Raw genomic sequence first — 4,594 nt, 5'->3', positions numbered from 1 at the left:
CAATTACTTCCGCACCCGGCGCGCACTGCTCGAAGGCGTGCTCGACCGGCTCGTCGACCGCGACCGTGCCGACGCGGCCGCGTTGGTCGGGCCAGGCGGATACGGGTCGCGCTACACGGCGACCTTCTGCAGCTGCGGTTCCTTCTCCGGGACCGGGTGACCGTCGTCGTCGCCGAGCATCGACTCGTCGAACGGCAACCGGCCGGCCAGCACCTCGTCGACGCGGGCACGGTCCACGGTCTTGGTCCACGTGCCGATCAGCAGGGTCGCGATGGCGTTGCCGGAGAAGTTCGTGACGGCACGCGCCTCGGACATGAACCGGTCGACACCGACGATCAGGCCGACCCCGTCGACGAGGTCCGGGCGGTGGCTCTGCAGCCCACCGGCGAGGGTGGCGAGCCCGGCGCCGGTCACCCCGGCCGCACCCTTCGACGCGATGATCATGAACACCAGCAGCGACAGCTGCTCGGCCAGCGCGAGCGGGCGGCCCATCGCGTCGGCGACGAACAGCGCGGCCATCGTCAGGTAGATCGCGGTGCCGTCGAGGTTGAAGGAGTAGCCGGTGGGTACGACGACACCGACGGTGGTGCGCTGCACGCCCAGGTGCTCCATCTTGGCGATCAGGCGCGGCAGCGCCGACTCGGACGAGGACGTCGCGAAGATGAGCAGGTATTCGCGGGCCAGGTAGCGGACCAGCTTGAACACCGAGACCCCGGCGACCGCGCGCAGCAACGTGCCGAGGACACCGAACACGAACACCAGGCACGTCAGGTAGAACGCGAGCATCAGCGCACCGAGCTGGAGGACCGCGCTCAGGCCGGTCTGCCCGACCACATTGGCGATCGCGCCGAACGCGCCGATCGGGGCCAGCCACAGGATCATCGTCAGGATCTTGAACACGAGCTTCTGCACGTGCGCGACGCCACGCAGGATCGGCTCACCGGACTTGCCGATGCCCTGGATCGCGAAGCCCACGAGCAGCGCGACGAACAGGGTCTGCAGCACGCTGCCGGAAGTGAGCGCGGACAGCATCGAGGTCGGGATGATCCCGGAGATGAACTCGGCGGTGCCGCCGGCTTCGTGGGCCTTCTCGGCCAGTGCCGCACCGGAGGATGCGGTGGATGCGTCCAGGGTCAGACCGCTGCCCGGGTCGAGCAGGTTGCCGACGAACAGGCCGATGCCGAGCGCGACCGTCGACATGCCGACGAAGTAGATCAGGGCGAGACCACCGATGCGGCCGACGCTGGCGGCCGCGCGCACCGAGCCGATTCCCAGCACGATGGTGCAGAAGATGACCGGGCTGATCATCATCTTGATGAGGTCGACGAACGTGGTGCCGAGGATGCCGAGAGACTTGCCGACGTCCGGTGCCTGCCAGCCGACCAGCACACCGGCGACAACGGCGACGACGACGCCGATGTACAGCCAGTGGGTCCGGTCCTTGCGCCGGGACGCCCGGTCCTTGCGCAGAGACACTGCTGTGGTGCTCATGGGTTGCCCTTCGATCACGGATACGGATTCGGTGGCAGCCGGTAGGACTCGGGATTCGACCGTGGTACGGCCGGCTGCTGCGGGACCCTGGTAGGGATGTTCCACGCCCGGGTGGTGACCGGTATCACTTCCACCTACCAAAATGGTGATGGTGGGTCGGCGCACGGAGAAGATTGCGTACATAGTGTTCACGGGAGGTCGCCGGTGAACCGTCACGGCACACGCCGGCCGATGAGCGTGGCGGGGCAGCTGCTGATCCTGCAGCTCGTGGTGTTCACCGTGGTCACGATCGCCGCAGGGGCGCTGTTCGTCGTCGACGAACGCCGCGACGCCGACGCCACGACCCGCCTGGCCGTGACCGATGTCGCGGTGACCACCGCCCAGCTCCCCGACGTCGCCGAAGGTCTGCGGTCCCCCGATCCGACCGCGGCGCTGCAGCCGCTCGCCGAGCGGATCCGCACCTCCACGGGCGTCGATTTCGTCGTGGTCGTCGACCCGGACGGGATCCGGGTGACCCATCCCGTGCCCGAGCAGATCGGGCTTCCCTACACCGGCCACATCGAGCAGGCCCGTGCCGGGCAGACGTACAGCGAGACGTACACCGGCAGTCTCGGGCCGTCGATCCGGACGATCGCCCCGGTGTACGCGGACGACGGCACGCTCGCCGGGTTCGTGTCGGTCGGGGTGACCCGGGAGCGCATCTCCGAGGCCTTCCTGCGCGGCCTGCCCGGCATCGTCGCGGTCGTCGCGGCGGGGCTGGCGGTGACCGCGGCCGGCGCCGTGCTCATCGCCCGCCGGCTGCGGCGGCAGACGCTGGGGCTGAATCCGGACCAGTTGCTGCGCATGTACGAGCATCACGACGCGGTGCTGCGCGCGATCGGTGAGGGCCTGGTCGTGTTCGGCACGTCGGGCGGTGGGACACCGCGCGTCGACGTCGTCAACGACGAGGCCCGCAGGTTGCTCGGCCTCCGGTCCGAGCCGGTGTCGTTCGAGTCGCTGCCGGAGACCCTGCGCAGGCTCGCGACCGGCGAGGAGGTGCGTGACGAGGTGCATCTGACCCGGGACCGGGTGCTGGTGGTGGGCAGCGACGCGGTGCAGTGGGAGGGCCGGCGGATCGGGACGGTCGTGACCCTGCGCGATCACACCGAGTTGCGCGGCACGCTCGGGGAGCTGGATTCGGTGCGCGGGTTCGCCGAGTCGCTGCGGGCCCAGGCCCACGAGTCGGCGAACCGGTTGCACACGATCATCACGATGGTCGAGCTGGGCCGGTCCGAGGAGGCCGTGGCGTTCGCGACGCGCGAGCTGGCGGTGTCCCAGAACCTCATCGACCGGTTGACCGCCGACGTCGCCGAACCGGCGCTCGCGGCGCTGCTGCTCGGCAAGGTCGACGAGGCCGCCGAGCGCGGCGTCGAACTGACCGTCACGGAGGACACCGCGCTCGGTCCGGTGCCGTCGGTGCCGTCCCGCGATCTCGTCACGCTCGTCGGGAACCTGATCGACAACGCGATCGACGCGGCCCGCACCGCCGACGAGCCGTGGGTGGAAGTCACGGTCCGTGAAGAAGATTCGACGATGATCGTCGAGGTCGCCGACAGCGGGCCGGGAATGTCGCCGGACACCCTGGCGCAGGCGATGCAGCGCGGATACTCGACGAAATCCGAACATCGCGGACTCGGGCTGGCACTGGTCGCGCAGGTCGTCGCCCGCCACCGCGGGGTCCTGCGCACCGAACCGTCCCTCGGCGCCATGATCGTCGCGGAAATTCCCCTCGGGGGTCGCTCGTGATCCGAGTGCTCATCGTCGAGGACGAACCGCTCATCGCGCAGGCCCACCGCGAATACCTCGGGCGGATAACGGGATTCGAGGTGGTCGACGAGGTGCACACCGGCACCGCCGCACTGCGGGCAGCGACGGCGGCCGTACGCCGTGGCGAACCGATCGACCTGGTCCTGCTCGACATCGGCCTGCCCGACATGAGCGGGCTCGACGTGGCGGCATCACTGGGAGGGTTGCGGCCGAGCCCGGACATCATCGCCGTGACCTCGGCCCGGGATCTCGAAGTGGTCCGCACCGCCGTGTCCCGCGGCATCGTGCTGTATCTGCTCAAGCCGTTCACGTTCGCCGCGCTGCGCGACAAGCTCGAGCACTACGTCGCCTACCGCACCGCGCTGGGTTCATCGGAAACCGCAGTCGCGCAACACGATATCGATCGGGCGATGGCCGCGCTGCGCACGTCGAACACGAAGGCGTCCGCGCCGAAGGGCATCTCCCCCGCGACCCTCGACCGGATCGCCGGGTTCCTCCGCGAGGCGGACGGTCCCCGCACCGCCGCCGAGGTCGGGACAGCGGTCGGGGTGTCGCGGGTGACGGCGTGGCGGTACCTCGAACGTCTCGCCGACGACGGTCTGCTCGTCCGCATCACCGAGTACGGCCGCGCCGGCCGCCCTCAGGTCCGTTACGCCCGCAATCCCCGCCCCACCCCGGGTGACGGGAACCGGCATCCGGACTGACCGGGTGCAGTCCCGTCACCGGGGAGGGCAGGGCGTATCGACTCAGTCCCGGTCCCGTCGTGCCGCACGGAGGTCCCGAGTCGACTGCTTCGAATCGGTGTAGGGCGCGTCCTTTCGGTTGCACGCCTGGACGAACATGTCGAGAAAACTCCTCTCTCGCCGGGCGGGACGGGCTTCCCTGCCCGAGTCGGCGCTACCGCTCGCAGCAGTCATGGACCGTTCTCCTTCGATCATCGCCGGGACACCGGCCGGTTGGGCGCCGGGCGCCGGTTCCTACATCGGCACCACCGAGAGGAGCCAGGTGTAGGCCTCGACGAGGGGCGTGTGGACAGCGAGGAAAGCAGCTTCTACCAGGGCTCGCATACAGACGTCTCCTTTTCGTTCCCACCGCGTCGAGAGAGTCGACGCGGCGAACGCTCCTCCGAGCGTCCATCAGGGATTCGGAGCAGGTGTGCAGGAGGATGGGTGGACCCGGAATGTCGATTCCGGGCACTCCGAGGTTGCGTCCATCAGGATGGTGTACGAGCCGGAACCAAACGAACTGATCGGCGTGTCGTAACCGGACGAAAGACGGTCATCGCGTGATTCTTCGA

3 protein-coding genes are annotated in these 4,594 nt (G+C 69.2%); 2 read left to right on the top strand and 1 reads right to left on the bottom strand.

Annotated elements, in window-relative coordinates:
• Window positions 1-111: 111 nt before the first annotated feature.
• Entirely contained in the window at window positions 112-1,491 is a 1,380-nt protein-coding gene (locus tag ACWDUD_RS30465; protein WP_197251848.1) for a cation:dicarboxylate symporter family transporter, read from the bottom strand.
• 231 nt (window positions 1,492-1,722) lie between these two features.
• Between ACWDUD_RS30465 and ACWDUD_RS30460 the strand changes: the two genes are divergently transcribed.
• Both ACWDUD_RS30460 and ACWDUD_RS30455 read left to right on the top strand, forming a co-directional pair.
• Window positions 1,723-3,276, top strand: coding sequence for a sensor histidine kinase (locus ACWDUD_RS30460; RefSeq protein WP_450111755.1), 1,554 nt, complete (start codon window positions 1,723-1,725; stop codon window positions 3,274-3,276).
• The gene (locus tag ACWDUD_RS30455; RefSeq protein ID WP_450111754.1) at window positions 3,273-4,001 is read left to right on the top strand and encodes a response regulator; all 729 of its coding nucleotides are present in this window, start codon (window positions 3,273-3,275) and stop codon (window positions 3,999-4,001) included. The genes ACWDUD_RS30460 and ACWDUD_RS30455 overlap by 4 nt, the downstream gene beginning before the upstream one ends.
• Window positions 4,002-4,594 lie beyond the last annotated feature (593 nt).

The sequence above is a fragment of the Rhodococcus sp. NPDC003382 genome, from assembly GCF_053589135.1.
This window is presented reverse-complemented; position numbering and strand designations above follow the sequence as displayed.